This is a genomic window from Pseudomonas sp. AC211, from assembly GCF_979258055.1.
Genome location: NZ_OZ409830.1, coordinates 3,030,706 through 3,057,073 on the forward strand (window position 1 = coordinate 3,030,706; position 26,368 = coordinate 3,057,073).

The window sequence follows — 26,368 nt, forward strand, 5'->3', positions numbered from 1 at the left end:
TTGGCCAATACCACCTTCAAGTTCTCGATAATCCCCCCATGTCGGGACGTATCGAAGGCACGGCGATGGTTTTTCAAGACAACGAATAACCTCGTTTTGTACTTAGAACATCGTTCGTTTTTTAGAGAGTTTGAGTCGGAACTCTGGGCGTTTAATTTTTGCATATGGATTTGATATGAAACGACAAAACCAATTATTGGCTGGGCTTTTCGCTTTTATCAGCCTTGGCTATTGTTCAAGCGTCCTAGCGGCTCCGTATACCTGGTACTGGGACGGAAATTGGTCTGATCCCCACGCAAAAAATGCCACTCCTGAGGTCGCATGCGATACTTTCTTGAAGTATATAAATGATCGTGGGACTGGTGGGGGGCTGTATGAATATAAGCTGCACTATTTAGTGAATGCTACAGAGGGAAATGTTCCGCAATACGAATGTCATTACCAAAGTTTTTCGACAAGTACCGGGCAGGCTGTTGGGCATGGCGGCACACGGATATTCAGAGAAGGAGATGAGTGCCCTTCAGGCACCAGCCTAAATCCTGCTAGTAAAACATGCCAAGACGACTCTATTTCTCAGGTTGAAAAGCAGCAGGGTAACCCGGATAACCCTCAGATATGTAATTCAACGGCCGCCAGTAATACCCCGACCAAACTCGTGAGTGACCCGATCAACTTCGCGATAGGCAATACATTCCAGGAAGAAACCGACTTTGCTCCCACGGGCGCCTCACCTATTTCTTTTACTCGCTACTACAACAGTGTCAGCGGTCTCTGGAGCCATACCTACTCCGCCCATTTAGAGATAGATGGATCCGCAGTTACGGTGGCGCGCGCCGATGGCAGCCAAGCAGCCTTTGTCGTTGCAAATAACGTCGGTGTGCCTAAGGGGAAGAATTGGGTAAGTTGGTGCGATCTGGAGGTAACTGGCTTTACAAATCGGCAGCCAACCAAAGCCAGACGTTTGATAGCAGTGGTCGGTTAATCGCTATAACCAACTCTAACGGCAATACCCAGACACTCACCTACGGCACGGCAACAAGCGTCACTCCAGTAACTGTGACAGACAACCTCGGTAATGCCTTGGCATATTCTCAAGACAGTCAACTTCGCCCAGCGGGAGCTGCATGCTGCCGGCCTCGATATTACATATGCGTATAACAGCGCCGGCCAGTTTTATCGACTCAACAGTGTTCGAAACGGCCAGACTGAAAGTCGCACTTATCACTATGAAGCAGCCGGTAAACCTAACCTGCTAACCGGCATTACTGATGAGCGCGGAGTACGCTCCGTGACTTGGGCTTACGACGATCAGGGTCGCGCTATATCCAGTGAAATGGCCAACGACATTGGCAAGATTTACATCAGCTACGGAACCGACGGATCGTCGACTGTAACCAACGAGTTAGGCAAAAGAACGCTGTATCGCTATCAGGTAATCCGGGGAGTTAAATACATTGTGTCTGTTGGGGGGGGAACCCTCCGCCAATTGCCCCGCCAGCAACGCTACCTTTACCTATAACGACCGAGGACAAGTCCTCACGAAAACCGATGCCAAAGGCTTCATCACAACCTACACCTACAACGACCGAGGCCTCGAAACCACCCGCACCGAAGCCACCGGCACCCCCCAAGCCCGAACAACCACAACCACTTGGCACCCAACCTTCTTTTTACCGCTAACCGTCACCGAAGGCGGCCAAGTCACCACCTACACCTACGACGCGCAAGGCCGCCAAACCAGCCGCACGCAAACTGCGCTTTAAGCCAAGGACGGACTTATGAATAACCGTTTTTCCCGCGCGAGCCTGCTTTCGCTCGCCCTCAGTAGTGCCCTGTTTGGCGGCCAGGTTCAGGCTGTAGAACGTAGCGTTTCCTACACCTATAACGCGCTCGGCCTGGTGGAAACCATCGACGGTCCCCGCACCGATGTGTCGGACGTAACCACTTACGCCTACGACGCCCAAGGCCATCTCACCTCAGTCACCAATGCCCTCGGCCAAGTCACGTCGTTGAGCAACTTCGACGTTCTCGGTAATCCGCAAACCATCACCGACGCCAATGGTGTGGTCAGCACCCTGACTTACACCTCACAAGGCTGGCTCGCCTCGGTAACCCGCGGAGGCTTTACCACCACCTACGCCTACAACGCCGTTGGTGACATCACGCAACTCACCCAAGGCGATGGCAGCTCTCTGACCTACACCTGGGACGATGCGCGCCGATTGGTTGCCGTGACTAACAACCTCGGCGACAAGGTGGAATACGACCTCGACGCCATGGGCAATCGCACTGCCCAACGCCTGAAAGACGCCAGCAACAACCTCACCCAGCAGCACCAGTGGGTGTACGACGAGCTCGGTCGTTTGCTGCGCTCAGTCGGCGCGGCGGGCCAGAACAATCGTCAGCAATACGACCTGAACGACAACCCAACCCTTAGCACCAACCCGCTGAACAACAGCAACAACAAGGCCTACGACGCCCTCAATCGTCTGGTGCAAAACACCGACCCATTGAACGGCGTAACCGGCTACGAATACGACGCCCAAGACAACCTCACCAAAGTGCAAGACCCGCGCGGCGTCACCACGCAATACCGCTACGACGGTCTGGGCAACCTCACCCAACAAATCAGTCCCGACAGCGGAACCAGCACGTTCGAGCACGACCCCGCTGGCAACGTCACCAAGAAAACCGACGCCCGCGGCGTGGTCACTACGTTCACCTACGACGCCCTCAATCGCATCACGTCCAAGCGCTATCCAGCCAGCCCCGCGTTGGACGTGACCTACGCCTATGACATGACCGCCGAGGGCAATAAGGGCATCGGGCATCTAACAGCGCTGCTGGATTCATCCGGTCTGATCGGCTTTATCTACGACGCGCGCGGCAACCTAGTTAGCCAATCGCGTTCAGTGAAGGTAAACAACGTCGACCGCTTCGAAAACGTCGCCTACAGCTACGACGGTGCGAACCGTTTGGGCGGTGTTGGTTATCCGGGGTTTGTAGTGACGTATCCGCGCAATGCAGCGGGGCAAGTAACCGGCGTTAGTTTGACCATCGGAAACCGACCGGCCACCAGCATCGTCAGCAACATCAGCTACCTGCCGTTCGGGCCGTTGAAGAGTCTGACGTGGGGGAATGGTGTCCAACTGAGCCGCCAATACGATCTCGACTACCAGCTCACGCAGCAGGACGTTGGCATTTGGCAGACCAAATTACCGTACGACGCCAACGGCAACATCACACGCCGCGATCACACGTCTTTCGGGCCGATGCGGTTTGAGTACGATGCGCTTGATCGCCTTACCGTCGAGAAAACGGCCACCAACCGCCGTGTCTACAGCTATGACGCCAACGGCAACCGCACCCAACGTCAAAGCTACACCGTGAACGCCAACGGCGCCGAAACGCTGAACGGCACGCAAGCCTTAAGCATCTCGTCCAACAGCAACCGTTTGCAGCAGTTGGACGCAACCACGGTAACCCTCGACGCGTCCGGCAATACCCTCAAACAAAACACCTCGCGCACCTACGTTTATGACGAGCAAGGCCGCCTAACCCAAACCCTCAACCCCACCGTTGTATATGCAGACTACCGCTACAACGCCCTCGGCCAACGTACAGTTAAACGCGCCTACCTAAACGGAGCACTGGATTACACCGTCACCTTTCTTTACGGCGCAGACGGGCAACTGCTGGGGCAAGTGCGCTACAACAACCAAGGTAAAATTTCGCTCGCGCAGTACTGGATCTGGCTCGACGGAATGCCCTTGGCTGGACTCGAGTTTAGGTACAGCACCACCGGTGCGGTAACGAGCACTAGCCAGTATTACCTGCACAGCGACCACCTCAACGCTCCCCGTATGGCGACAAACCAAGCGCAAACGCTGTTGTGGACATGGAACAGCGACGTGTTTGGGGTGGGGTTGCCAAACAGCGACGCGGATGGTGATGGCATCCACCTGGATATCCCGCTGCGGTTACCAGGGCAGCAATATGACGGGCATAGTGCGCTGAACTACAACTACTTTAGGGATTACGACCCGAATACGGGGCGGTATGTGCAGAGCGATCCGATTGGGCTTGAGGGAGGGCTGAATACGTACGGATATGTCTATCAGAATCCTATCCTGTACAAAGACTTGGACGGCCTCAAACCTTGCCCTGCGGGAATGGTGCCAGAGGGCACTCCATGCTATTTAGATGATGGTGACGGACAAGGGAGTGGCTATCACTTCGAGGGTAAATGCGCCACCGGCGACTGCTCAGCAGGTCTCGAACCTACTCCGCCAGATATCCGAGGCGAAGAGCAAATGAAATGCGACAATTGCCAGTTTACTTGCAGTGTTGCGACGCTACTTGCCCCTGGTCCTACCATTCCGAAGACCATTCAAGAATTTGTTAAATATGGTGCCTCCTACGGCGCGACCACCACTTATTGCAATTGGCTATGCAGTGAAGAATGTAAAAACTGCAAATGACTTTAGGAACGCGGCTTGGAGGGTTTTAGATTGGAATCGAATAGCTTTAGATTTAAGGTGATAATTATTATTGCAGGGATTTTTCTTCTTCCTGTTTTTTGGTGGATTTCGACAAAAAATAGGAGGGGTAATTGGCTTAAAGGATGGTGATTATGTCGAGTATAGATATTTGCTAGGGGCAGTTTACTTTTTGTATTTGGTTGTCGTAACGGGTATTTATAAATGGTCTAGGTCTTTCAGAGGTTCTGGTTCGAGTTGATTGAGGTCGGTACTTTTTTACTTCTGAAAGTCAAGCCCTGTTGTTAATTAAATAACAACAGGGCTGAATGGCACTTACGTAACGCTAAACACCTGATTAAAAACAGAAAGGCCGCTCTTGGTCTACGGTGATAGTTGCGAACACACATCAAGACCAAGAGCAAAAAAAGGGGACAGATTTATTAAACCACTCTAAATTAGAGCCGAATAATAAATCCGTCCTCTTCCCCCCTTGCCATTAAATACAATGCCTCCTACAAGATGAGGCCGGATGATCATGATAATTAATGAACAAGATTTGGCAGAGATCAAATCCGCAATACTTTCCGGTGTGACTGTCGGAGTTGGATCGCTAGTACTTATATTTGGTGAGAGAGCCTCTATTATAATTCAATGTGGCTTTATAGTTGAGGAGGCTGAGGATACGCGCTATGGGCACGGCGAGCAGACTGAAACAAGTTTGCTACTTTTTGCCTTTTTGAATTCACGAGTTTTGCATGTGTCAATTAATAATGATAAAACCTTGATTTTAGCATTCGAAGGTGCGAAAACTTTGATCCTTATACCTGAGCGAAGTCGCCTTGAATCATACGTGCTGGCCACTCGACTGGGAATTTGCCCAGTTGCTTTGGACTAGATGAACAAAAAAGGGGACAGTTTTATTAAACCACTCTAAATTAGAGCCGAATATTAAATCTGTCCCCTTTTGCTCACATTGGCGCAGGTCTGGGGGCAGGACTTGGATGGTATCTAGGCGACAAGGTTTTTAACGAGTCTTCTGATGACATCGTATCGCCTGGGGATAAAAAGCTGTCACCCGGAGAAATCGACAAGCTCAAAGAGGTTGGCATTGACCCACATGACTTGAAACCCTCGAAGAATGGCTCAAGATACGATCTCTTTAAAGATAAAGATGGGAATATTACTGTCAACCGAAAGCTGGAAATGGCCCAGGCGAACCAACTGGCATCAATATAAACAACTACTAACCTGGAGGAAGCAATGAAAAATCATGTTCGATTAATAGTCACCAGCAAAGAATTAACTCCGAGTGAAATAAAGCTAATCACTGGAGCATTAGGAGGCAGGTGCTGGGCTGCCGGCGACAAAAGGAATAAATCTAATATAATAGAACGTGACAACGGAGTAATTATAAACTCCGAAATAAATGGCGCGATGGACATTAACTTGCACATCGAAGATATAGCAGAAAAAAGGGGACAGATTTATTTAACTACTCTAAATTAGAGTCGATCAATAAATCCGTCTCCTTTTCCCGATTAAATTTCTGTCAGTCCTTTAATTGATGCGACAAGCTGGGGCCGCGCGGAAATTACCTGCCCTCTCGAGAGCGGCCTAAAAGACCGCCCCCTTAACGCACTTACTTAGCCGCCGCCTGCGCACCAGCCGCCTTATTCAGCGCCAGGTGGTTAGCGATGCACATGTCAAACGCTTCCACCAAAAACAGGTTGGGTTTGCCGGTTACGGGCGGCACCAGGCAACGGCTGGCTACGCGTTTGCCGAGCATTTCGGTGTCGATGTAGATGACATTCACCGGCGACTTGCTGGGGTTTTCTTGCTCGGTGAAGTAGGCGCGGGTGTATTCCTCGTCGCCAGCGGTTTTTTCCAGTTGCCCGCTGTCTACCGGCGTCGTGACCACTTGGCTCGACGGGTAGTCAGGCGTGCCCATCACCGCCACACCAATCGGGCCGGTAAGGCCGGCGACGATTGAGGTTTTACGCAGTTGCGATTGCAGGTTGGCGTAGGTGACGAAGTGCAGCACTTTGATGGTGGGCTGGTTGGCCAACTCCGGGAACGACTGGTACGCGCGGTGCGCCAGAAGGCGCGGGCCGGTCGGTTTGGTCGCGTCGTCGGCAACGCGGTAAATGGCGTAGGCATCGCTGGTGATCATCAGGCTGAAAATTTCTTTCTCAGACTCGGTCTTGGGGCGCAGGTCTTCGATGGTGATTTTGTCTGACTGTTCGATGCCCGGGAACGTGGGCGGCGGCACGGTAGGACCGCTGGCGCAGCCGGCCAGGGCCAGTGCGGTAAAGGCGAGTAGCGTTTTGGTGGGGTGCATGAAGACGTCCTGTTGTCATGGGTTTTATCGGTACAGCGCGGGCGATGCTCGCTTAATCGCCCGTAATATTCAATTGCCATTACTGCGGCGAATTGACCGCTACATGGTGTCAGTCCGGCGTGGTCAAACACCCCCGCATCAACCCCTCGGTAAACTCAAACGCCGTCACCCGCCCTCTCCTCCCCGCGCTCAAGGTAAACGCCTGTCCCGCCCACAATTTCCTGCACGAAGCTTTCGTAGCGGCGCAGCGGTCGACCGAGGATGCTTTCCAGGCGTTCCAAAGCACCCGGCGCCGCTTGCATGCCATGGGTCTGGATGGCGGCCATCATCAGCCGCAGGTCGTAGGCCAGCCAGCCGGGCATAAAGGCGCCCATTTGCTGTTCGAAGGCGGCTACATCGTCGCCGCCGTAGGCGATCGGGCGGCCGAGGGCGTTGCTCCAGATGGCGGCCACTTCGTTGCCGGTAAACGCCTGCGGGCCGACCAGTTCGAGCGTCAGGCTTTCGAGCGCAGTGGCGGCGCGGTCGCGGCGCAGCAGTTCGGCGACGGCGATGTCGGCAATGTCACGGGCGTCGATCATGGCCACGCCTGCCGCACCGATGGGCATGGGGTACACGGCGTAGTGTTCGATGGCTTGCTGCACGGTGTATTCGTTTTGCATGAAGTACGCCGGGCGCAGCACGGTGGCGGGCAGGTGGTGGGTTTCGATCATTCGCTCCACGGTGTGTTTGCCGGTGAAGTGCGGCACCTCGGTGAAGCGGTCGGCGTGGATGACCGACAGGTAAACGATGCGTTCGATGCCCGCTTCCTTGGCCAGGTTCAGGGTAATCAGGGCTTGGGTCACTTCGTCCGGCGTGACGGCATTAAGCAGGAACAAGGTGCGCACCGAGGCCAGGGCGGCGCGCATGGAAGCGACGTCGGTGAGGTCGCCGACCACTTCTTTAACGCCCGCTGGGAATTGACCTTTGCCGGCTTGGCGAACCAGGGCGTGAACCTCGGCGCCCGCGTCGCTGAGGCGTTGGATGATCAGGGAACCGACGGTGCCGGTGGCGCCAGTGACGAGAATGCTCATGGTGTATCTCCGCTTGAATGAAGGGGTACGCGAGCAACATCGGCTGACCTTGCTGCGTTGACGCCACAGTAGGTCGTTGCGAAATCAAAACAAAGACGCCACCATCGAGACTCCTCGTTTCAAATATGGAACAAACATGGACCTTAACGCGCTTATCGATTTCGCTCTCGTCGCCACTAACGAAGGTCTGGGCAAGGCCAGCCGCGCCAGCGGACGGTCCAAGGCCACCTTATCGCGGCGCATCGCCGAGCTGGAGGAGCAACTGGGCGTTCGCCTGGTGGAGCGCAGCGCACGGGGGCTAAAGCTGACCGAGGCCGGCGCGTTGTTGATGGCGCGAACCGAGGGGCCGCTGGGGGAAGTGGCCGAGGCGATGACCGCCGCGCGCGAAGGTTTGTCGACGCCACGGGGACGCTTGCGCGTGGCGGCGCCGGCACTGTTTTCGCAGTTGGCGATGGGCCGCATTGGCGCCGAGTTCTGTGCGGCTTATCCGGAAATCACGCTGGACGTGGTGGCCGAAGACCGCCTGGTTGACCTTGTCGAGGAGCAGTTTGATGTGGCCATCCGCATCAACCCCAGCCCGGACAGCAACCTGGTCGGCCGCTGCTTTGCCAAGGATCGGCTAGTGGTGGTGGCGGCGCCGCACATTGCCATGCCCGCGCCAACGGCCGGCGCGGTGCAGCCGGTTGCCAGTGTGGTGTTCAGCAATTTTCAGCCGACGCAGTGGAATCTCGACGATGGCCGCTTACTGCTGGAGCCGATTCCACGGCTGAAGTTTTCTTCGTTTCTGATGATCCGGGATGCGGCGATTGCCGGCGCTGGCGCGGCGTTGATTCCGCAGTCCATCGCGTGGGAGCAGTTGGCGCGCGGTGAGTTGGTGCAGTGGGGAATTGTGTCGCGCGCCGACGCCGAGTTATGGGTGCTGCACACGTCACGGCGGCTGGCGGCGCCAAAGGTGCGCGCGTTTGTGGACTTTATTTGTGCGCGCTACCCGGACCTCTCCCTGGTGTTGCCGGGTTAAACGGCTCGGCAGGCAACGCTCCGCCGAGCCGTTGTCGTTGTCGCTACAAAGGAAAGTCCCACCCCTGCCCCGTTCAATGCCACGGCCAAGGCCTGAATATCGGCCCCACTTCGCGCCGCGAATTCCGGCATATAGGCCAGCGGGTCCGGCAGGCTGCTGGGCTGGCCAAGAAACCCTTCGCTGGCAGCATGCAGGCAGTAGGCGCTGTAGGCCGGGTTGTAGCCGCCCTCTTGCACGACCAGCAAGCGCCCGCCGCACAGTTCATCGGCCAGCACCCGCGCACGCTGGGCCAGGTGGTTGAAGCCTTTCATGGTCAGCAACTGGCGGCCGTTGGGGTCGAATTGCGAGGCGTCGAGGCCGTTGGCGATGATCAGCAGCTGCGGCGCAAACGCGCGCACGGTGGGCTCGACAAAGCGCTCGAACGCCGCCGCATAGCTGGCATCGCCGGCGCCCATGGGCAACGGAATGTTGAGGTTGCTGCCCTCGCCCGAGCCTTCGCCGCGCTCGTCCACGCCACCGGTTTGCGGGTGGCTCGGGCCCCAGGCGCCGTGGTCCATGTGCAGGGAAACGGTGAGCACGCTGGGGTCGGCGTAGAACCCGGCCTGGGTGCCGTTGCCGTGGTGCACGTCCCAGTCGATGATCGCCACCCGCTCCGCGCCGGCGGCCCGCGCGGCTTGGGCAGCAACCGCCACGTTGTTGAAGAAGCAGTAGCCGTCGGCCATGGCCGGTGCGGCGTGGTGGCCTGGCGGGCGCACCAGCGCCATGGCCGGGCGGCAACTGGCGAGGGTGCGTTCCAGCGCGGCAATGCTGGTGCCCGCCGCTGCCAGCAAGCCGGCCAGGCTACCGGTGTTCATCAGCGTGGTGCTGCTGAAGCGGCGGCCGTCGGCGTCGGCGCTTTGGATGTCACGCAGGTACGCGGCGGTGTGAAAGCGCAGCAGTTCCTCTTCGCTGGCGTGGCGGCCGGCGTGCCAGGCCAGCTGTTTTGCCACCGGGCCGTTGCGCAGCACCGCGCGCATGTTGACCAGGCGCGGGCTGCTTTCGGGGTGTTGGGTCTGGTGGTCCAGCAACGCGCTGGGCGGCGCCTCGAACACCCCGAAACCGGTGTCGTGGCGCAGCACATCGTCGTGCCAGAACACGTCCATGGTTGCAGTCATGCCGGGCTCCTCAGTCGATCACGTGCAGTTCAGGTGGGATTTCCGACAGGCTCTGCGAGCCGTCTTTGCCGCACAACACCGTGTCGCCGAGTTTCAGGCCAAAGCCTTCGCTGTACAGCGACAGGTTGGGTTCGATGGAGAACGACATATTGGGCTGAAACACGTGGTCGTCGGCCTCATCGACCATCATCGCTTCCAGCCAGGTTGGAGGGTAGGCCAGGCCCAGGCTGTAACCGATGCGGTGCACGCGGGTGCGCGAGAGGTCGATGCGGTCGAGAATTTCGTTGCACACGCGGTTGGCCTCGCCCACTGGCGTGCCGGGTTTGGCGATGTCGATGGCGGCGTTGAAGGCTTCGGTGAGCAGGGTCGACACTTCGCGCACCCGCGCGGTGGGTTTGCCGATCACAGCGCTGCGCATGAGGATCGCGTGGTAGCGGTTGCACACGCCGGCGTGTTCCAGAATCACCACGTCGCCGGGGCTGATGGTCAGGCGGTGCGGCATGGCGTGGGTCATGGTGCTGCGTCGGCCGGTGGCGCACATCGGGCTGATGGCCGCATATTCGCTGCCCGCATCGCCGAGGGCTTTGGCGACGATGCCGGAGATTTGCACTTCCGACATGCCCGGGCGCAGCGCTTCAAAAGCGGCGCGCATGCCTTGGTCGGCCATGCGCGCGGCGGTGCGCTGGTACTCGATTTCTTCGGCGGTTTTGATCAGCCGTTCTTCGGCCACCACCACGGAGGCGTCTTCAAAATGGGCGTTGGGCATATGGCCGAGCAGCGTGGTGTATTGCAGCGCGCTAAAGGTCGAGGCCTGCATTTCCAGGCCGATACGGCCCTGGCTCAGGCCCAGTTCTTCCAGCGAGTCGGCGACGATACGCAGCGGGTCTTGCTTGGCGATGTCGTAAAAAATGCCTTCTTCCAGGCACGACAATTCAAAGGTGCACGGCTCTTCACTGGTGCGGGTCAGGAAGATCGGGTTGGCCAGCTTTGGCGAGATGATCAGCGCCTGATACCAGAGGAAACCCAGGCTGTCGAAACCGGTGAGGTAGTTGATGTTGTCGGGGTAGTTGATCACCAGCGCGTCGAGCCCGCGCTCGCTCATGCGGCGTTTTACCGCCTCCATACGTTGGCGGTAAGTGCGCAGTGGAAAAGCAGTCATCATGGCGAATCCCTCCTTAGGGAAAAGGTGCTCGTTTGTTTGGGTTGTCTGAAAGGCTCGACGCGGAGCCTGGGCCGGCTAGCGACCCGGTGAGGCGGTGTGGTCGTGGCGGTACAGGCGCACCAGCAAGACCACCAGGGTGATCAGCACCATGACCGTGGACAGTGCGGCGATGGCCGGGTCGAGGTTGTAGCGCAAGCCGTCCCAAATGCGTTTGGGCACGGTGATTACGTGCAGGCCGCTGGTGAACAAGGTCACCACCACTTCTTCCCACGACATGATGAACGCCATGAAAAAGCTGCCCGCCAGACCGCCGCGCACGTTGGGCATCAGCACATGGCGCATGGTGGTGCCCAGCCCGGCGCCGAGGGAGCGCGAGGCTTTGTACAGGCTGGTGTCGAGCCGGCTGTAGGCCACCAGCATGGCGATCAGCGAGTACGGCAGGGCCATCAACAGGTGGCCGTAGCCGACGCCGATCAGCGAGTCGAGTTGCTTCACCTTGGCGCCGAGGTAGTAGATCGACATGGCCGACACCACCTGCGGCACGATCATCGGCAGCAGCACCACGGCGCTGAGCAGCACGCGATACCGCGGCTCCAGCCAGATGCCAGTGGCGAACAGAAACGACAGCACGGTGCTCACCACGCCGACCGCAATGGCCAGGCCCAGGCTCTGCAGAATCGAGCTGAGCCAGGCGGTGTCGAGCAGCGTCAGGTAATGGCGCAGCGACCAGGCGCCGTCGGGAAAAGCCAGGTAGCGCTGGTCGCCAAATGACAGCGGCACAATCACCAGAATCGGCAGCAGCAAGAACAGCGCGGCCAGTAGCAAGCCGACAATCGACAGCCCACGCGCCAGGTTGAGGCGCGGTTTCACCGCCCGTGGAACCGCCAGCACCGGCGTTGCTGCGCCGCTAATTACGCGCCCGCTGTTCATGCGCTTCTCCCCGTAAACCGTGCAAAACCCACCAACTTGCCGAACACCACGGCGCACACCGCCACCATCGCCATCAGCACAATGCTCAAGGCCGCGCCGAGGCCCCAGTTGGAGAGTTGGAACATCTGGATGTAAATGCTCTCGGCCAGCATCGCCGCCTTGCCGCCGCCCAGCAGTGCCGGGGTGACGAAGCAACCGAGGCTGAACACAAACACCGTGGCCGACGCCGCCGCCACGCCCGGCACGGTCAGCGGCACAAACACGTCGCGCAAGGTCTGCCAGCGCCCGGCGCCCAGGCTGCTCGATGCCCTGAGCAGGCTGTCGTCCACCTGCCGCATGGACGACAGCAGCGGCAGCACGGCATACGGCACCATGAAATGCACCATGCCAATCAGCGCGCCCAGTTCGTTGCGCACCAACGCCAGCGGTTCGTCTACCAGGCCAAGGGTCAGCAGGCTCTGGTTGATCAGGCCATCGTTGCGCAGCAGCACCAGCCAGGCGAAGGCGCGAATCAGCATCGACAACCAGAACGGCAGCAGCACGAACAGCTCGATCAGCAGCCGCCCCCGTGCCGAGGCGAAGCGCCAGCGAAAGGCAATCAGGTAGGCAATTGCCACGCTGATTACCGTCGTCAGCAGACAGATGCGCAAGGTGCGCCAGATCACCGTCTGAATCGCTGCGCTGTCGAGCACGGTGGCGTAGTTCTGCAGGCCAACTTTCGGCAGGCTCACGCTCCAGCCGAGCACGCCGAGGGTCGGCAGCAGGTAGCCGAGCACGATCAGCAGCGGCAACGGCAGTATCAGCAGCGCATAAATGCGCAGCGTGCCCTGGCTGCTTTTGGGGGCGGTTGTGGCGTGCATATCAACCACCAATCAGCGCCAGGTAACGGTCGAGGGTTTCGCTGTAGTGGTCGGCGTACCAGAGGTTGTTCATGGATACCTGCTTGCTCAGGTTGGCCGGTGCGGTGGGGTTGATACGCTGCAATTCGGCCGACAACAGGCTGTTCGCCTTGGCGTCTACCGGGCCCATGTTGTAGACCTCCATGAGCCGCGCCTGCACTTCCGGGCGCAAGGCGTAGGCGATGAACTTCATGGCGTTGGCGGCGCCGGCCGGGTTGCCCTTTGGCACGAACCACACGGACGGCGCGACGATGGCGTTATCGAACGTCCAGTCGATGGCGCCACCGGTGTCCTGCTTCACCAGCTCGGCGCGGGTGTGCCACATCTGGCCCATGCTCACTTCGCCGTCACGCAGCAGTTGCTGCGACTCGGCGCCGGTGGACCAATGGGTGACCACATGGGGCATCAGCTCTTCGATTTTGCGCAGGGCGCGGTCGACATCCAGCGGGTACAGCTGATCGGCCGGCACGCCGTCGGCAAGCAAGGCGCATTCGAGGTTGGCGCTCATCCATTTGTACAAGGTGCGCTTGCCGGGGAATTTCTTCACGTCCCAGAAATCGGCCCAGCTTTTGGGCGGGTTCTTGCCGAATTTCTTCGCGTCGAAACCGATCACGTAGCTGTAGGTGTAGTTGGCCAGGCCGAACTCGTGGATGTCGCCGTAGCCGATCAGCGACTTGTCGATCACGCTGTAATCCAGCGGCGTCAACACACCCTCTTTGCCCAGGCGATACGACGAATACATTTCGCCGTCGCACACGTCCCAGCGCACCGCGCCGCTGTTCACTTGGGTTTTCACCGCGCCTTCGGTGGGGCCGCTGCCGTCGATCATCAGCTTCAAGCCGCTGTCGGCGTTGAAACCGCCAAAGCTTTTCTCGAACGCCGGCACCGCGTCGCCGCCCCAGTTGGCCACCACCAGCGAGCCGCCGTCGGCAAAGGCGTGGCGCATCGGGCCCATGCCGGCTGCGGCCGCCAGCACCATGAGCATCTGGTTGAAGCTGCGGCGACTGAGGCTGCCCGCCTCCACGCGCTGCTGAGCAATGTCTACGGCGTCGTCGATAAAGCGCTGTTTGTCTTTCATCCCAGGTTCCCCTTCGAGAGTGGCGGCAGGTGAGCAAACTGTTGTTGTTATAAAGCAGCTGTTGTTGTGCGGTGTGCGGTTACGTGGAAATCAGATGCCCATGTTGGCGCGACCACGCGCACCAGTAAGGCTGGCCCGGTTCGAGGCTGTTCAATAGCGGATGGCTGACCGGAATGCGCAGCGCGATGGCTTGGGCATTGGCGGTGCGCAAGTCCACATTCACGTGGGTGCCGAGATAGGTGAGGTGTTCCATCTGCGCCACCACGCCGTTGCCGTTACCGGCCTGGGCGAAGGGTTGCAGCTCCACGTGTTCCGGGCGAATGGCCAGCCAGGTGTCGCCGCTGGCCGGCGGCAGCGGCTGTTGAATGCCTTGGGTCACCCACAGCGGGCGGTCGTGATAACTGCACACCAGCATGTCGTCGCGGCGGCTGACGTTGCCGACCTTGAGCGAGTTGGTGTCGCCGAGAAAGTTGGCGACAAAGCGACTCGCCGGGCGCTCATACACTTCTTGCGGCGTACCCAATTGTTCCAGGCGCCCGTGGTTGAACACAGCCACGCGGTCGGACAATGCCAGGGCTTCTTCCTGGTCGTGGGTAACGAATACAAAGGTGGTGCCGAACTCTTTGTGCATGCGCGCCAGCTCGCCTTGCATCTCCTGGCGCAAGCGGCGATCGAGGGCCGACAGCGGCTCATCCAGAAGCAACAGGGGCGGCTCAAAACCAGAGCGCGAGCCAGGGCCACGCGCTGTTGTTGGCCGCCGGAAAGCTGTTTGATCTGACGCTGGCCTTTGCCCGCCAGCCCTACCCGTTCGAGCATGCGGCCGACGCGCTCGTTGATCTGCGCGGTGGGCACTTTGCGCACCTTCAAGGGGTAGGCGATGTTCTGCTCGACGGTCATGTGCGGGAACAGCGCGTAGCCCTGGAATACCACGCCGAAATTGCGCTGGTCGGCGGGCAGGCCGGTGATGTCCTGGCCGTTGCACAGAATGCGCCCTTCGCTCGGCTGCTCGAAGCCGGCGAGCATCATCAACGTGGTGCTTTTTCCTGAACCGGAGGGGCCGAGCAAGGTGAGGAATTCGCCGCGCTTGATGTGCAGCGTCAGGTCGCTCAGGGCGCGGGTTTCGCCGTAGGTTTTACCCAACTGTTGCAGGTCGACGAAATGTTCAGGGGAAACGGCCATGCACCTTACCTCTCGCTCGCGGCGCTCGAAGCGCCTTCTTGTGACCCTATCGTCAGGGCAAATTAAATTGACATCAAATGATTTGTTTTCTAGCGTTCATGTGAATTTAACTAACCAAAAGCGCGAGAAAATGCCCCTAAAAGCGACACGCCGACTGCCGTCTCTCATAGCCTTGCGCGCTTTTGAGGCATTGGTTCGCCAGGGCAGCACGGGCGCGGCGGCGCTGGAGCTGCACGTCACCCATAGCGCCGTCAGCCATCAAATAAAGAAGCTTGAAGAAGAGTTGCAAGTGGCGCTGGTCGAGCGCCACGCCAAGGGCGTGCACCTGACCTCGGCGGGACGAAAACTCAGCCAACTGGTGAACGGCGCGTTCGAGCAATTGCGCGACATTCACACCGCCCTGCCCACTGCCACGCCGGCCGGCGACTTGCGCATCGCCTGCGCACCGGCCTTGCTGGCGCGCATCTCCGGCATGCTTGAGCGCTTTTTGCGCGACTACCCCGAGGTGTCTTTGCATTTGCTCTCCATTGACCAGGCCAATCAGGACGTGGACATGGTGATTTCCTTCGGCGACAGCGAAGTGGAAGGCCAGCGCATTGCCGCCCTCGGCGACATTCTGTACTTCCCGGTGTGCAGCCCGCGCCTGCTCAATGGCAGTGAACCTTTGCGCAAACCCCGCGACCTGGCGCGCCAGGTATTGCTGCACGAAGACGACGGTTACGACTGGAGCCGCTACTTCCTCGCCGCCGGCATTCCCAGCTTGCGCGGCCGGCAGAACATCTACCTGCCCGATGCGTCGCTGACCATTGCGGCGGCGATTGCCGGCGGCGGCGTCACCATCAGCGACCATATTCTGGCCGGCGAACAACTGGACCAGGGCACGCTGATTCGCCTGTTTGATATCGAATTTCCGGCGCCCCATCCGTACTTCATCATCATGCCGCCGCGCGGCGCCAACGACCTGGCCAAAGCGTTTGCCGATTGGTTGGTGCGTGAGCTGGAATTGATTGAGCGGGTGGGTTAAGAGCATCGCGGCTAAAGCCGCTCCCACAGGTCCAACGATTTAGGGAGCGACTTCATCCCCGCAAAATCATAAATACCTTGCGCACTTTGGTGAGGTTTTCCCAAGTGCCTTTGAACCCTGCCGCCACCACAAAGGTATCGCCGGCAGCGAACTGCTGGCTTACGCCCGCGCTGTCGGTCAGGCGCACCTGGCCTTCGAGCAAATGGCACAGTTCGTCGTAGTCACATTCACAGCGTGTCCAGGTGCGGCGGCGCTTCCCAGATGCCGCCGGTGGCCTTCTTGCTCGGCTCCACCAAGTGCCGCCAACTGCGCGCGGTGTACGGCGTGTCGACGGCCTTGGGGTCGTCGGTGATGAACTCGACGGGCGCCAGCTGCGGGTTGGCAAAGTCGATAACGTGTTGTGGTGCAGGCGTACTCATGGTCGCTCCTGTGGATCAGAGAAAGTCAGGAATCAAAGCCGACGCCCAGGGCATCGAAGCCCTTGAGCAACAGGCTGCGCTCGCCCGTACGGTCTTCATGGGCCAGCGCGCGCTGGGCCAGGCGGATGCCGGCGTAGCGCAACGGTTCGGGCGGAAAAGGAAATGGCGCGGTGGCGGTCATGGCCAGTTGCGTGCGCTCGTTGCGCAGGCCTTCGAGCAGGTCCAGCACGGTGAGCGCGGCAAACCGTGTGGCCGACACGCCCTGGCCGGTAAAGCCCTGGGCGTAAGCAACCTGGCCGTTGGCGGCGGTGCCGCAAAACAACGTGGTGCGCGCCGAGGTGTCGATGATGCCGCCCCAGGCGTGGGTGAATTTCACCCCTGCCAGCGCCGGAAAGGTGGCCTGGAACTGCTCGGCCAGGCGCTCAAAGCTTTCCGGGCGTTGGGTAAGCGCCTCATCGCGGCGGCTACCGAAGTGGTAGATGGCGTCGTAACCGGCCCACAGCATGCGGTTGTCGGCGGTTTTGCGCAGGTAGTGGAATTGGTTGCCGCTGTCGGCAATGCCGTAGCGCTCGCGCCAGCCGATGGCGGCCAGTTGGACGTCGCTCAGCGGTTCGGTCACCAGCGAATAATCGTAAATCGGCACCACGGCGGATTTGAGTTTGCCCAACAACGGCGGCGCGATATTGGTGGCCAGCACCACTTTGCCGGCGCGCACCGAGCCCAACCGGGTTAGTACGCGCTGCTGATGACCGTCGGTGTGCAGCCCCGTCACGGGTGAGTGCTCAAACAGCGCCACGCCGCGCGCCAGGCAAACGCGCCGTAACTCGGCGACCATTTTGGCCGGGTTGATCAAGGCGTAATTGGGCTCGAACACACCGGCGACATAGGCCGGCGAATTGAGTTTTTCGCGCAGCGCATCGCCTTCAAGAAATTCACACGCCACACCAAAGCGTTGGTAATTGCGCTGCATCGAACGCAAGCCTTCAACTTGCCACGGCTGGCTGGCGACGTTGAGTTTGCCGGCCAGCTCGAACTCCACGTCGAGGCCAAAACGTTGCACGTCTTCGGCGTACGCCGTGAGGTTGTCGCGGCCGATGCGAATCCAGTTGTTCGGCTTCGTTTGGCCAGCGGCGCAGGGCATTGGACACACCGTGGGAAATGCTCGGCGCGCAAAAGCCGCCGTTGCGGCCACTGGCCTCGGCGCCGCATCTGCCGGCTTCGATCACCACCACGCTGGCGTTCGGCCAACGTTCAAGGGCCTGCAAAGCCGACCATAAACCGAGAAACCCGCCGCCGACGATCACCAGGTCGGCCTGCATGTCGGTCGTAAGTGGCGGTGCCGCTGGCGGCACGCTGGCAGGTGTCTTGCCAAAACGGCTGTGGGCGGGCTTCAGCCAGCGCCTGGCGGGGAGAAAGGACGGACATGGTTGTGCTCCATCGCGAAAAGATGTGCACGTTCTAAAGCAAAGACCGGCCACCATGCTTCCCAGCGGGCACGGGCGGAAAAGCGGCCGTTCTGGAATACTCGGGCTCTGGCGTGCCGGGCGCCTGGTGCGCCGGGTTTAATTCTGTGTGCTGGAGCTTGCAGTGAACGTCCCGGATTTGCCCACCACTCCCGTGTTCCAACCCGACCCCGCTGGCGCGGCCACGCACGCGGTGATTCTGGCCTACCACCGCGCCTGGCAAAACCGCGATCTGGACGCCCTGATGGCGCTGTACGACCCGGCCATCGACTACCACGACAAACTGCAAAACCGCCGCCTGGGCCATGCCGATTTGCGTGATTACCTGGCCGCCAGCATGCCGGTCGGCGCACAGGAATTGCAGCGGTACACCGAACGCTTACTCATCGATGGCGACACGGCGGTTCTGCAGTACCAGGTCACGCTCAATGGCAGCGATGGGTTGGTGTCGCTGAACGCCATCGAGGCGCTGTCGGTGCGCGATGGGCTGATTTTCAAGGTCAATGAATACGCGGTGCTGATCAGCAACGTGGCCAGCAAACCGGCCGCTCGTGAAGGCGCCGATCCAGTCAGTCGCCTGGGCTTGTCGGCCCGGCAGGTGGGTGCGCTGGCCAATGACCTGCAAGAGTATTTCCGCCAGAGCAAACCGTACCTAAATCCCTTGCTGGACCTGGCGCAGGTGGCGGCGGCGACCGGCTATACGCGCAACCAGATTTCGTTTTTTCTCAACCAGGTGCGCGGGCAGAGTTTTTACGCCTTTCTCAACCAATTGCGGCTGGATGAAGTGCTGGAACGGGTGCACGCCAACAACGCAACGGCGCGTGTTGATGAGGTGGCGTATGCGGCGGGATTCAACTCGCTGTCGACGTTTTACCGCTGTTTCAAAGAACGCACAGGGATGACGCCCAAGCAATATTTGGGCCAGTTTGTAAGCGGTTGGGGGAATGGCAGGCTAGTCGTGCGCGCTGCTTGCCCTCACCCTAGCCCTCTCCCCGCACGCGGGAGAGGGGACGGATTGCGACATTTGAGAGTCACGCGATCCCGCTGGTCTCCCCTCGCCCGCTCGCGGGAGAGGGGCTGGGGGTGAGGGAAAGGCCGTGCGGCGCTGCTTGCCCTTCTCCCTAGCCCTCTCCCGCACGCGGAGAGGGGACGGATTGCGGCGTTTGAGAGTCTGGCGATCCCGCTGGTCTCCCCTCGCCCGCCTGCGGGAGAGGGGCTGGGGAGAGGGCCGGGGCCCTGAGCCCTTACACCTTAAAGCGCCGCACCACGGCAATCAGCTTGTCGTTCGATGCCGCCAGCGCCGCCGTGCTGCGCTCGCTTTCGGTGCCACCGGCCACCAGTTCTTCAACGATATGCCGCACAGCCACCATGTTGCGGTTGATCTCCTCGCTCACCGCGCTCTGCTCCTCGGCAGCCGTGGCGATCTGGGTGCTCAGGTCGTTGATGCGCACCACCGACTCGGCCATTACGTCCAAGCCCTCGTTCACCTTCGAGGTTTTGTCGACGGTGGCCTGACAGCTTTGTTTGGTTTTCTCCATGGCGACCACGGCAGCGCCCACGCCTTGTTGCAGGCGGGCGAGCATTTCGTTGATTTCCGAGGTGCTGGTTTGCGTGCGGCCAGCCAGCGCGCGTACTTCGTCGGCCACCACGGCAAAGCCTCGGCCCTGCTCGCCGGCACGGGCGGCTTCGATGGCGGCGTTAAGCGCCAGCAGGTTGGTTTGCCCGGCAATTTCACCGATCACGCCCAGCACCGAGTTGATGCGCTCGGCGTCCTGTTCCATGGAGCGAACCTTGGCAGTCGCCAGTTCCACTTCGCTGATCAGCTCGCGCACGCTGTTCGAAGCATCGTCCACCACCACTTTCGAGTGACGGGCGTTTTCGTTGGCGGTTTGCGTCATGGCGGCAGTCTGCGCCGCGCTGCGGGCCACTTCGTCCGCCGTGGAGCTCATTTCGGTGATGGCGGTTACAGCCTGATCGGTCTCGCTAGCGTGACGAATCAGAATCTGGTTGGTGCCACGCGATTGACCGCGCAACTGCTCAATGCCTTGGGCGATGACCGAGGACGACTCCGACACCTCGCCCACCATCTTCTGCAGATAGACGATAAAGCGGTTCACCGAATGGCCCACCGCGCCCACTTCGTCTTCGGCACGAATGACGATGCGCTGGGTCAGGTCGGCATCGCCGGCCGACAGTTTGTCGATGTTGGCGCGCAGCACATTCAGGCGGTTCATCAACTGGCTGAGGGCGAATACGGTGACCAGCAGCAGCACGATCACCATGGGAATTTGCAGCGCCGCAAGGGTGGTCAGCACTTTGCTGCTCTGCTCGGTCAACAGGCTGGTTTTCTGCGCCACGGCCAGCGACCACGGCGTGCCTTCGATGGGTTGCAGGAACAGGCTGAAGTCGTCGCCGCTGGTTTCCTCGTAGTTGCTCTGGCTCACGCCGTTCGAGGAATTGCCTTGAAGCGCGCGCGTTGCACGGCCGCCGCAAACGGGTATTGCTGGGCCAGATCGGAGACGTTTTTCAGCACGTTGTTGCCCGAAATCTCTGGCTGGTTGCTAAGCACCTTGCCGTCTTTCTCGACGATCATGATCAGCGCCTGAATCTCGCGCTCTTTCTGCGCCACCAGGTCGTTGAAAAAGCCCAGGGTCACGTCGATGGTCGACACACCAAACGCCGCGCCGTTCTTGCTGATGGCCATGGCGCAGTTGGTGCGCGGCTCGGGGCTGGCATCGTCGCGGTAGGCGTTGGCCCAGTTGCACTGACCGGCCGGAGCTTTCAGGCCACCCAAAACCACGGCTGCTCGAAGTAGTTGAGCGACTCGGGCGAGTTCCAGTGGGTGTTGACGATGAGTTTGCCGCTGCTGTCGCGGTGGTAGAACGTGCTGTATTTGGCCCGCCCTTCCTCGCGCTTGTTGGGCAGCGGCCAGATGCCGCCGCCAAACACTTTGGCTTCGCCGTACTGGTTGACCAGATTCGGCAGCAGGCGGTCGATGCTTTCGTTATCCAGTTGCGGCACGGTTTCGGTGATTACCCGTTGCTGCGCCTGCACACGGGCCAGTTCGGTTTTGATCACATCGCCAATCTGCGCGGCCTGATCGACCAACTGGCGCTGGTCGATGGTGGTGAGGTCCGGCTTGATCCATAGGTTGATACCCACGGCTGTGAGTGCGCCGATCAACAAAACAAAGAGGACGAGCGTGGCCGTGTAACGCGCCTGGATAGTTTTTAGCATGTGCCGATTTCCGCGAGTGCTGGGTGGGTTTACGGCTATCGGCATGGGCGCAAATTACTTGATGGAGCCAAGCTGAACTGTTGCGCTACCGTGCGCGTCATAACCATTCCCGCCCTTTTCCCTAACGTGCTAGCGCCATGAATCCAGTCGACTTGTCCGCCTTTCAACGCATTATCTCGGCCCACGGCAACACCGAGGGCGCAGCGTATTTCGATGCTGAGGAAAGCATCGTTCATGACATCTACCCCTGAGCGCATCGTGTTCCAGACCAATTTCATGGACAACCGCAGCTACGCCGTCGACATCGCCGACGGCGCGCTGCGCGTACAGATGACCCGGCTGGACAACTACCACCGCGGCCACAAAGCAGCAAGTGATTGACGACGACATGGACGAGGACGACTGGGAGGAGTTAGCCGCCCTGTGGCAGCGCCTGAGCCAGGACCTCGACCCCGAGACGCCAACAGAACCGTTCGACCCAGCCGACACCCTCGCCGACCTGTTCTTCACCCTGTTCGACGAAGACCGCGCCGAGGCGCTGGTGCAACAGTTACCGCCCGCAACCGGCGCCTGGGACTGGGCCTGGAGCCAGCTCGCCGCCGCGCTTGCCCAGAGCAACCAGTTGGCCGAATTCGAATGGAAAGAATGGGCGACTTACGGCATCGCCGCCGTCAACGCCCTCGCCCCGCTGCGCGAGTTGGGCATCGAAATAACCCCACCGGATAGCAAACAGATCGCCGCTATCAACCGCGCCAACGACTGGGAACGCGCCCTGCTCCACTACTTCAACGCCCAGCTCGATGCCCACGACCTGAAACTGCTGGCCCTCGGCACCCATCTCGACGAATACCAGGCCTTCGCCTGCCTGCCCATGAACGGCCTGGGGCTGGCGAATGCGCTGGAATTGATGGGCAAACTGAAGCTTGTTTACAGGTTTTAAGCCGGGCCGCACGCCGCTGCGGTAAGCCACGGAAAAAAACGTATTAGACGGCGGAACATTTACGCTACTCTGCGGTCAGCGCGAGCCTGTGGGGAGGGAAGCGGTCGGTGTGGTTTTGCCATGACCACGCCAGAACAGGACCAGCTTTTCCCTCTAGCGCATCCTTAAATGGAGTTGCGCCTCAAGGACGTTTATGGCCACTCCGTTCGCTTTCCCCAAGAAATCCCTTGCTCTGTTGATCACTGCCGCCGCGTTAAGCGCATCGAGCGGCGCATGGGCCGTGGCTTGTCCGTCGCCCAGCGGCGGGCAACTGTTGGTGGATAATCTTTCGGTTGATAGCACGTGCACGGTGGGCAGCGGCGAGAGCGTCGAGGTGACCGGCAGCGGCGAGATCGTCACGGCTTCAACCCCGGCGCTCGTCATCTCTAACGTCGGCAGCAGCGGTCAAGTGCTTAACAACGGCCGCATCGAGTCCACCGATACTGCACTGCTGGTAGAAGGCACGGTAAACGGCGATATCACCAACAATAAAACCATTGCCGCCACCGGTAATTCCGCCAGTTCCTGAGCCATCAGCCTGGATAACGGCACGTTGTTGGGCAGCCTTATCAACAACAAAGACATTTCCGCAGTCAAGGGCAATGCCATTGATGTGTCGACAAGCTTGGTCACTGGGGCCATCCAGAATTCCACTGGCGCTTGGATCAGCGGTGGCGGCGGCATTGCGGCCGAAGGTATTGGCATTAGTGTTCAAGGCTCCACGGTGCAAGACGGCATTCGAAACCTGGGCCACATCAATGCGTCCGAAGGTATTCATGTAAACAACGCCTCGATCGGCGCTGGCGGCATCCTGAACGCCAATACTGGCAGCCTAATGGGTGATTACGGATTATGGGCATCGGGCGGGACGATCACCGGCAGCCTGGAAAACCGCGGGCTGATTCTCTCGAACGTCTCGGCCATCCGCCTGGATAACGACGCTTCGGTCGCCACGATCAAGAACTCTGGCACCCTCGAAACGCTCCAGGAGAGCATCTTCCTTTTTTGCCACGGCGAACGCCGGCAATATCGAAAACACCGGCACGGTCACCTCGCATTTCACCCACGCATTGCACGTAAATGTTTCAACCGTAACCGGCGACATTCACAACGGCGCCAGCGGTGAATTGCTCAGCGGCCAAGGCCAAAATGCACTGATGATTCAGAACACTGCGACCCTCAACGGCGACGTGTTCAACGAAGGCTATATCGGCGCTATAAGCGGCGAAAACGGCAGCGGTTTGCATGTCATCGGCTCGACCGTAAACGGCAACGTCCGCAACACCGGCAACATCTTTGCCAACGCCGGCCTTATGGCGCTACGATTCGATAACGCAACGATCACTCAGGATGTGATCAACAGCGGCTCGATTGGTGGCGTCGATGCCGACACGGCGATCAGCCTTGAAAGCGTCTCGAGCATCCGCAACATCGTTAACAACAGCAACGCCAACATCACCGCAAACCTGGTGGGTGTGAGCGTGACGAGCGGTTCGACCCTCACCGCCCTCAGCAACAGCGGCACGATTACCGCCAGCAAAGCGCTGGAACTGGCCAACAGCGCCAACGCCTTCGTCGTCAGCAACAGCGGCGCGCTCAATGGTGACGTGTTGCTGGGCATCAACCAGCTCGACCTGCTGAGTGGCGGCACGGTCACGGGCAACGTGGTGGGCGGGGCCGGCAGCATTCTCAACATCGGGACTGGCGTTAACCTCAACACCTTCACTGCGCAGGGCGACTTCCTCACGCTGGATCAGCTCAACATTCGCGCCGGCAGCCAGCTGAATGCCCGCAGCGGCATGCAAATCAGCAGCAACACGTTGACCAACGCCGGCACGCTGTCCATCGACGCCGGCGATACCCTCAGCCTCACCGGCAACTACGTGCAGGCCACAGGCGGCGTGTTGCGTACCGGTCTGGCCAGCGCCAACAGCTACGGCAAGCTGGCAGCCAGCGGCAACGTCAACCTGACTGCCAGCGGCGCCATCAATGTGAACGTGGTCGGCGCACCAGTGATTGCCGTCGGCACAGTGATGGCCGATGTGATCACCGCAGGCGGCACCCTGACGGCGGGCACCCTGACTGTCACCGACAACAGCTTTCTGTTTGACCTCGGCGCCGAACAACGTGGCAATGCCATCGACCTGCGCATTCTTGGCGCCACCGCCAATACCGCCGATGACGCGGTCATCAGCACCGACAACAAATCGGCCGAAGGCGCAGCGGCGGTGTTCAGCCAGTTGATCGCCAATGGCGCCACGGGCGACATGCAAACCGTGATCACCGCGCTGGGCTCCCTGGGCAGCGCCGAAGAAGTGTCCGACGCCATCACGCAAACCGTGCCGCTTAGCGCAGCAGCCGGTTCGCAGGCGATTCTGAGCAGCCTCAACGGCGTCAACAACGTGATCGGCTCGCGTCAGGAAGGCGACACGGGCTTGTCGTCCGGTGACGGCTTTCTTGGCAATGAAGTGGTGTGGCTGAAACCGTTCGGCTCATGGGCCAACCAGGATGACCACGACGGTGTGTTCGGCTTCGACGCCAGCTCCCACGGTTTGATCGTGGGTGTGGACGGCCAGAAAGACAAAACCCGCCTCGGCGCTGCATTCGCCTACTCCACCATCGACGTCACCAGCAATGCCGCACACCAGAGCGCCGATGTCGATGGCTACAACGCCGTGTTCTACGGCGGCTACGACCTTGACGAACGCACCAGCATCAACCTGCAAGCCGACGCCGGCTTCTACAAAACCGACGGCGAACGCACCATCAACTTCGGCGGCCTGGACCGTAAAGCCAAGTCCGATTTCGACAGCTGGAGCGGCCACCTCGGCGCTGAACTGGCCCACGACTTGCCGTTGTCCGAAGCCACCGTGTTCACCCCGTCGGTACGCGCCGATTACACCTACCTGAACACCGACTCCTACAAAGAAGACGGCGCCGGCGCGCTTAACCTCGACGTCGACAGCAACAGCAGCGAAGCCTTCGTGCTCGGCGTGGACGGCAAGGTGGCGTATGCAGTGGCCACCCGCACCAAAGTGGTGGGCAATCTGGGTGTGGGCTACGACTTCATCAACGACCAGGCCAGCATTACGTCGGCCTATGCCGGCGCGCCGTCGGCCAGCTTTTCCACCCGCGGTATTGATCCCAACCCATGGATTACCCGTGGCGGGCTCGGCGTAATCGGCCAGGTGACCGACACCCTTGAATTAAGCGTGCGCTACGACGCCGAAGTGCGTGAAGACTTCGACAACCAGACCGCATCGGTGAAGGTGAGTTGGCTGTTCTAGTCGGAAACGCCGAGCGCGCCACGGTGCTTGCAGCGCGTGGGTTCGCTCGACTGTTCACGGTGCTGTGCCTGACAGTGCTTGGCGCGTGCAGCAGCGTGCCGAGCCACGAGTCGCGCGTGAAGAACGCACAAGCCCTGGCCGCTGCCCAGCACTGGCAACCCCTGCAAATTCCTGGCGGGCTCGATGTGATGGCCTGGGTAAAACCAGACCTGCAACCCGGCCAGCCGCTCACGGTGTATATCGAAGGGGATGGCCTGGCTTGGCTGACCGCCACCCTGCCCTCCGCCGACCCCACGCCGATAACGCCCATCGCACTGCAATTGGCCCTGGCGCAACCGGGCGGTAATGCCGCCTACCTTGGCCGCCCGTGCCAGTACCTACAGGACGCGCGCTGCACCCCGATTTTATGGACCAGCCAGCGCTTCGCCGCGCCGATTATCGACAGCATGAACCACGCGCTGGACGTGCTGATTAAGCAAGCCGGCACGCAGGGCGTGGTGTTAGTGGGGTATTCAGGCGGAGCGGCTGTGACCGCGTTGCTGGCCGAACGGCGCAGCGATGTGGTCGGCTGGATCACCGTAGCCGGCAATATCGACCACCGGGCATGGACGCGTTTTCATCGCATCAGTCCCTGCGCGAATCGTTAGATC

Annotated in this window: 29 protein-coding genes and 4 pseudogenes; 15 read left to right on the plus strand and 18 right to left on the minus strand. The window is 59.9% G+C overall.

What is annotated here, in order from left to right:
• The first annotated feature begins 175 nt into the window (after positions 1–175).
• The 6 genes from ACZZZP_RS14160 to ACZZZP_RS14185 all read left to right on the plus strand — a co-directional run bounded on the left by ACZZZP_RS14160 (position 176) and on the right by ACZZZP_RS14185 (position 5,987).
• Complete coding sequence (locus ACZZZP_RS14160) at positions 176–982, plus strand: DUF6531 domain-containing protein (RefSeq protein WP_463536605.1); 807 nt, start codon at positions 176–178, stop codon at positions 980–982.
• A gap of 93 nt (positions 983–1,075) precedes the next feature.
• A complete protein-coding gene (locus ACZZZP_RS14165; RefSeq protein WP_463536606.1) occupies positions 1,076–1,519 on the plus strand; it encodes a hypothetical protein in 444 nt (147 codons plus the stop codon).
• Positions 1,520–1,778: 259 nt separating this feature from the next.
• Positions 1,779–4,481, plus strand: coding sequence for an RHS repeat-associated core domain-containing protein (locus tag ACZZZP_RS14170; RefSeq protein WP_463383150.1), 2,703 nt, complete (start codon positions 1,779–1,781; stop codon positions 4,479–4,481).
• Between the two features lie 529 nt (positions 4,482–5,010).
• Positions 5,011–5,376: a hypothetical protein gene (locus tag ACZZZP_RS14175; protein ID WP_463383151.1), complete on the plus strand. Its 366-nt coding sequence runs from the start codon at positions 5,011–5,013 to the stop codon at positions 5,374–5,376.
• Between the two features lie 173 nt (positions 5,377–5,549).
• Positions 5,550–5,717 carry a polymorphic toxin type 33 domain-containing protein gene (locus tag ACZZZP_RS14180; RefSeq protein WP_463384721.1) on the plus strand — a complete coding sequence of 56 codons (168 nt, stop codon included), beginning with the start codon at positions 5,550–5,552 and terminating at the stop codon, positions 5,715–5,717.
• 24 nt (positions 5,718–5,741) lie between these two features.
• Positions 5,742–5,987, plus strand: coding sequence for a hypothetical protein (locus tag ACZZZP_RS14185; protein ID WP_463536607.1), 246 nt, complete (start codon positions 5,742–5,744; stop codon positions 5,985–5,987).
• A gap of 133 nt (positions 5,988–6,120) precedes the next feature.
• On the opposite strand, the gene ACZZZP_RS14190 is transcribed toward ACZZZP_RS14185, so the two are convergent.
• Together ACZZZP_RS14190 and ACZZZP_RS14195 are read right to left on the minus strand one after the other, a co-directional pair.
• Positions 6,121–6,819 carry a hypothetical protein gene (locus ACZZZP_RS14190; RefSeq protein WP_463383153.1) on the minus strand — a complete coding sequence of 233 codons (699 nt, stop codon included), beginning with the start codon at positions 6,817–6,819 and terminating at the stop codon, positions 6,121–6,123.
• Between the two features lie 155 nt (positions 6,820–6,974).
• Positions 6,975–7,889: an SDR family oxidoreductase gene (locus ACZZZP_RS14195; protein ID WP_463383154.1), complete on the minus strand. Its 915-nt coding sequence runs from the start codon at positions 7,887–7,889 to the stop codon at positions 6,975–6,977.
• A 136-nt stretch (positions 7,890–8,025) separates the two neighbouring features.
• On the opposite strand from ACZZZP_RS14195, the gene ACZZZP_RS14200 reads away from it, so the two are divergent.
• On the plus strand, positions 8,026–8,907 hold the full coding sequence (locus ACZZZP_RS14200) for a LysR family transcriptional regulator (RefSeq protein ID WP_463383155.1): 882 nt from the start codon (positions 8,026–8,028) through the stop codon (positions 8,905–8,907).
• On the opposite strand, the gene ACZZZP_RS14205 is transcribed toward ACZZZP_RS14200, so the two are convergent.
• From ACZZZP_RS14205 to ACZZZP_RS14235, 7 genes and pseudogenes are all read right to left on the minus strand, one after another.
• Entirely contained in the window at positions 8,904–10,061 is a 1,158-nt protein-coding gene (locus ACZZZP_RS14205; RefSeq protein WP_463536608.1) for an arginase family protein, read from the minus strand. The two genes, ACZZZP_RS14200 and ACZZZP_RS14205, sit on opposite strands and share 4 nt — an antisense overlap.
• Before the next feature lie 10 nt (positions 10,062–10,071).
• Positions 10,072–11,223: a M24 family metallopeptidase gene (locus ACZZZP_RS14210; RefSeq protein ID WP_463383157.1), complete on the minus strand. Its 1,152-nt coding sequence runs from the start codon at positions 11,221–11,223 to the stop codon at positions 10,072–10,074.
• Between the two features lie 75 nt (positions 11,224–11,298).
• Positions 11,299–12,153, minus strand: coding sequence for an ABC transporter permease (locus tag ACZZZP_RS14215; protein ID WP_122494984.1), 855 nt, complete (start codon positions 12,151–12,153; stop codon positions 11,299–11,301).
• Positions 12,150–13,013 (minus strand): ABC transporter permease, encoded by an 864-nt coding sequence (locus tag ACZZZP_RS14220; RefSeq protein WP_463383158.1) that lies wholly within the window; start codon positions 13,011–13,013, stop codon positions 12,150–12,152. Before ACZZZP_RS14220 ends, ACZZZP_RS14215 begins: the two co-directional genes overlap by 4 nt.
• Position 13,014: 1 nt before the next feature.
• Positions 13,015–14,130, minus strand: a complete 1,116-nt coding sequence (locus tag ACZZZP_RS14225) for an ABC transporter substrate-binding protein (protein WP_122494980.1) — start codon at positions 14,128–14,130, stop codon at positions 13,015–13,017.
• 79 nt (positions 14,131–14,209) lie between these two features.
• Entirely contained in the window at positions 14,210–14,833 is a 624-nt protein-coding gene (locus ACZZZP_RS14230; protein WP_463536609.1) for an ABC transporter ATP-binding protein, read from the minus strand.
• 65 nt (positions 14,834–14,898) lie between these two features.
• Positions 14,899–15,309 (minus strand): annotated as a pseudogene (locus tag ACZZZP_RS14235) (ABC transporter ATP-binding protein); the annotation flags it as partial.
• 172 nt (positions 15,310–15,481) lie between these two features.
• Between ACZZZP_RS14235 and ACZZZP_RS14240 the strand changes: the two are divergent.
• Positions 15,482–16,333 carry a LysR substrate-binding domain-containing protein gene (locus ACZZZP_RS14240; RefSeq protein WP_463383160.1) on the plus strand — a complete coding sequence of 284 codons (852 nt, stop codon included), beginning with the start codon at positions 15,482–15,484 and terminating at the stop codon, positions 16,331–16,333.
• 52 nt (positions 16,334–16,385) lie between these two features.
• On the opposite strand, the gene ACZZZP_RS14245 is transcribed toward ACZZZP_RS14240, so the two are convergent.
• The 5 genes and pseudogenes from ACZZZP_RS14245 to ACZZZP_RS14265 all read right to left on the minus strand — a co-directional run bounded on the left by ACZZZP_RS14245 (position 16,386) and on the right by ACZZZP_RS14265 (position 18,177).
• Complete coding sequence (locus ACZZZP_RS14245; RefSeq protein ID WP_463536610.1) at positions 16,386–16,535, minus strand: cupin domain-containing protein; 150 nt, start codon at positions 16,533–16,535, stop codon at positions 16,386–16,388.
• 25 nt (positions 16,536–16,560) lie between these two features.
• On the minus strand, positions 16,561–16,752 hold the full coding sequence (locus ACZZZP_RS14250; RefSeq protein ID WP_463536611.1) for a hypothetical protein: 192 nt from the start codon (positions 16,750–16,752) through the stop codon (positions 16,561–16,563).
• Between the two features lie 25 nt (positions 16,753–16,777).
• A complete protein-coding gene (locus tag ACZZZP_RS14255) occupies positions 16,778–17,893 on the minus strand; it encodes an NAD(P)/FAD-dependent oxidoreductase (RefSeq protein WP_463536612.1) in 1,116 nt (371 codons plus the stop codon).
• A 43-nt stretch (positions 17,894–17,936) separates the two neighbouring features.
• Positions 17,937–18,056: pseudogene (locus ACZZZP_RS14260) on the minus strand (FAD-dependent oxidoreductase); the annotation flags it as partial.
• Positions 18,004–18,177 (minus strand): hypothetical protein, encoded by a 174-nt coding sequence (locus ACZZZP_RS14265; protein ID WP_463536999.1) that lies wholly within the window; start codon positions 18,175–18,177, stop codon positions 18,004–18,006. The gene ACZZZP_RS14265 and the pseudogene ACZZZP_RS14260, both read right to left, overlap by 53 nt.
• 162 nt (positions 18,178–18,339) lie before the next feature.
• Between ACZZZP_RS14265 and ACZZZP_RS14270 the strand changes: the two are divergent.
• Positions 18,340–19,140, plus strand: a pseudogene (locus ACZZZP_RS14270) (helix-turn-helix domain-containing protein); the annotation flags it as partial.
• A 319-nt stretch (positions 19,141–19,459) separates the two neighbouring features.
• On the opposite strand, the gene ACZZZP_RS14275 reads toward ACZZZP_RS14270, so the two are convergent.
• The 4 genes and pseudogenes from ACZZZP_RS14275 to ACZZZP_RS14290 all read right to left on the minus strand — a co-directional run bounded on the left by ACZZZP_RS14275 (position 19,460) and on the right by ACZZZP_RS14290 (position 21,452).
• Complete coding sequence (locus tag ACZZZP_RS14275) at positions 19,460–20,302, minus strand: methyl-accepting chemotaxis protein (protein WP_463384722.1); 843 nt, start codon at positions 20,300–20,302, stop codon at positions 19,460–19,462.
• Positions 20,303–20,365: 63 nt separating this feature from the next.
• Positions 20,366–20,497 (minus strand): annotated as a pseudogene (locus tag ACZZZP_RS14280) (hypothetical protein); the annotation flags it as partial.
• A 158-nt stretch (positions 20,498–20,655) separates the two neighbouring features.
• Positions 20,656–21,009 carry a hypothetical protein gene (locus ACZZZP_RS14285; protein WP_463536613.1) on the minus strand — a complete coding sequence of 118 codons (354 nt, stop codon included), beginning with the start codon at positions 21,007–21,009 and terminating at the stop codon, positions 20,656–20,658.
• Complete coding sequence (locus tag ACZZZP_RS14290; RefSeq protein WP_463536614.1) at positions 20,997–21,452, minus strand: hypothetical protein; 456 nt, start codon at positions 21,450–21,452, stop codon at positions 20,997–20,999. Before ACZZZP_RS14290 ends, ACZZZP_RS14285 begins: the two co-directional genes overlap by 13 nt.
• Before the next feature lie 234 nt (positions 21,453–21,686).
• On the opposite strand from ACZZZP_RS14290, the gene ACZZZP_RS14295 reads away from it, so the two are divergent.
• The 6 genes from ACZZZP_RS14295 to ACZZZP_RS14320 all read left to right on the plus strand — a co-directional run bounded on the left by ACZZZP_RS14295 (position 21,687) and on the right by ACZZZP_RS14320 (position 26,365).
• Positions 21,687–21,833: a hypothetical protein gene (locus ACZZZP_RS14295; protein WP_463536615.1), complete on the plus strand. Its 147-nt coding sequence runs from the start codon at positions 21,687–21,689 to the stop codon at positions 21,831–21,833.
• The gene (locus ACZZZP_RS14300; protein ID WP_463536616.1) at positions 21,826–22,392 is read left to right on the plus strand and encodes a DUF6630 family protein; all 567 of its coding nucleotides are present in this window, start codon (positions 21,826–21,828) and stop codon (positions 22,390–22,392) included. The genes ACZZZP_RS14295 and ACZZZP_RS14300 overlap by 8 nt, the downstream gene beginning before the upstream one ends.
• A 193-nt stretch (positions 22,393–22,585) precedes the next feature.
• A complete protein-coding gene (locus tag ACZZZP_RS14305; RefSeq protein WP_463536617.1) occupies positions 22,586–22,960 on the plus strand; it encodes a hypothetical protein in 375 nt (124 codons plus the stop codon).
• A gap of 27 nt (positions 22,961–22,987) precedes the next feature.
• Positions 22,988–23,557, plus strand: coding sequence for a hypothetical protein (locus ACZZZP_RS14310; protein ID WP_463536618.1), 570 nt, complete (start codon positions 22,988–22,990; stop codon positions 23,555–23,557).
• A 31-nt stretch (positions 23,558–23,588) separates the two neighbouring features.
• Positions 23,589–25,718 (plus strand): autotransporter family protein, encoded by a 2,130-nt coding sequence (locus tag ACZZZP_RS14315; protein ID WP_463536619.1) that lies wholly within the window; start codon positions 23,589–23,591, stop codon positions 25,716–25,718.
• Entirely contained in the window at positions 25,706–26,365 is a 660-nt protein-coding gene (locus tag ACZZZP_RS14320; protein ID WP_463536620.1) for an alpha/beta hydrolase, read from the plus strand. The genes ACZZZP_RS14315 and ACZZZP_RS14320 overlap by 13 nt, the downstream gene beginning before the upstream one ends.
• The last annotated feature ends 3 nt before the right edge of the window (positions 26,366–26,368 follow it).

Coding starts and splice junctions, on each gene's coding strand:
- ACZZZP_RS14160 (WP_463536605.1), top strand. CDS start 176: ATGAAACGACAAAACCAATTATTGGCTGGGCTTTTCGCTTTTATCAGC.
- ACZZZP_RS14165 (WP_463536606.1), top strand. CDS start 1,076: ATGCCTTGGCATATTCTCAAGACAGTCAACTTCGCCCAGCGGGAGCTG.
- ACZZZP_RS14170 (WP_463383150.1), top strand. CDS start 1,779: ATGAATAACCGTTTTTCCCGCGCGAGCCTGCTTTCGCTCGCCCTCAGT.
- ACZZZP_RS14175 (WP_463383151.1), top strand. CDS start 5,011: ATGATCATGATAATTAATGAACAAGATTTGGCAGAGATCAAATCCGCA.
- ACZZZP_RS14185 (WP_463536607.1), top strand. CDS start 5,742: ATGAAAAATCATGTTCGATTAATAGTCACCAGCAAAGAATTAACTCCG.
- ACZZZP_RS14190 (WP_463383153.1), bottom strand. CDS start 6,819: ATGCACCCCACCAAAACGCTACTCGCCTTTACCGCACTGGCCCTGGCC.
- ACZZZP_RS14195 (WP_463383154.1), bottom strand. CDS start 7,889: ATGAGCATTCTCGTCACTGGCGCCACCGGCACCGTCGGTTCCCTGATC.
- ACZZZP_RS14200 (WP_463383155.1), top strand. CDS start 8,026: ATGGACCTTAACGCGCTTATCGATTTCGCTCTCGTCGCCACTAACGAA.
- ACZZZP_RS14205 (WP_463536608.1), bottom strand. CDS start 10,061: ATGACTGCAACCATGGACGTGTTCTGGCACGACGATGTGCTGCGCCAC.
- ACZZZP_RS14210 (WP_463383157.1), bottom strand. CDS start 11,223: ATGATGACTGCTTTTCCACTGCGCACTTACCGCCAACGTATGGAGGCG.
- ACZZZP_RS14215 (WP_122494984.1), bottom strand. CDS start 12,153: ATGAACAGCGGGCGCGTAATTAGCGGCGCAGCAACGCCGGTGCTGGCG.
- ACZZZP_RS14220 (WP_463383158.1), bottom strand. CDS start 13,013: ATGCACGCCACAACCGCCCCCAAAAGCAGCCAGGGCACGCTGCGCATT.
- ACZZZP_RS14225 (WP_122494980.1), bottom strand. CDS start 14,130: ATGAAAGACAAACAGCGCTTTATCGACGACGCCGTAGACATTGCTCAG.
- ACZZZP_RS14250 (WP_463536611.1), bottom strand. CDS start 16,752: ATGAGTACGCCTGCACCACAACACGTTATCGACTTTGCCAACCCGCAG.
- ACZZZP_RS14255 (WP_463536612.1), bottom strand. CDS start 17,893: ATGCCCTGCGCCGCTGGCCAAACGAAGCCGAACAACTGGATTCGCATC.
- ACZZZP_RS14265 (WP_463536999.1), bottom strand. CDS start 18,177: ATGTCCGTCCTTTCTCCCCGCCAGGCGCTGGCTGAAGCCCGCCCACAG.
- ACZZZP_RS14275 (WP_463384722.1), bottom strand. CDS start 20,302: ATGGTGGGCGAGGTGTCGGAGTCGTCCTCGGTCATCGCCCAAGGCATT.
- ACZZZP_RS14290 (WP_463536614.1), bottom strand. CDS start 21,452: ATGCTAAAAACTATCCAGGCGCGTTACACGGCCACGCTCGTCCTCTTT.
- ACZZZP_RS14295 (WP_463536615.1), top strand. CDS start 21,687: ATGACATCTACCCCTGAGCGCATCGTGTTCCAGACCAATTTCATGGAC.
- ACZZZP_RS14305 (WP_463536617.1), top strand. CDS start 22,586: ATGGCCACTCCGTTCGCTTTCCCCAAGAAATCCCTTGCTCTGTTGATC.
- ACZZZP_RS14315 (WP_463536619.1), top strand. CDS start 23,589: ATGATTCAGAACACTGCGACCCTCAACGGCGACGTGTTCAACGAAGGC.